The following is a 505-nucleotide window of genomic DNA, read 5'->3' as shown; positions in this document are numbered from 1 at the left end:
TCAGCAAGCGAAAGATATTGAACGTTTCCGTTGGTTTTCAAATGGTTTTGTAATGCAAGACCCGGATGACGAAATGCGAATTGTTGATGTGCGTTACTCCATCGTGCCAAACCAAATTAATGCGCTGTGGGGCATCAATCTATCCCCGAAAGCCAGCGCGGACGAACACGTCGAATACACTGCTCATCGAGGTAGTACAGCGGAAGACCGCCAAACTTTTCTCAATATGCTTACGGACTTTGACTGAGCGCTTACTTGGGTTACATGGGGAGTGACTCAGTGACTATCAAGCCGATTGAAAGTCCTTCACCAGCGTAGGCTTATGAGCAAAGAACATTTTGCTAAACAGAGATTTGTACTTCCATCCAAGAGACAACAGTCGTTTTGCTAAGCTTTTGTTTTCAATGATAGCGACTTCAACGCCTTGGTAATGATATGGATGGCTTTTAATGTAATCGATAAATGCAGTAAGCACACCTTGCCCGCGAACGGAGGGCGCAAAGTT

General features: G+C 45.1%; 2 pseudogenes. One reads left to right on the top strand and one right to left on the bottom strand.

The annotated features are described in order from the left end of the window. A pseudogene (locus R7040_RS30335) lies at nt 1–247 on the top strand (metal-dependent hydrolase); the annotation flags it as partial. Nucleotides 248–286: 39 nt separating this feature from the next. Here the strand turns inward: R7040_RS30335 and R7040_RS30330 are convergent. Beyond that, nucleotides 287–505, bottom strand: a pseudogene (locus R7040_RS30330) (hypothetical protein); the annotation flags it as partial.

The organism is Vibrio sp. 1069, from assembly GCF_033340555.1.
Note: the sequence above shows the minus strand (reverse complement) of the source record. Positions and strands in the feature narration are given on the sequence as shown.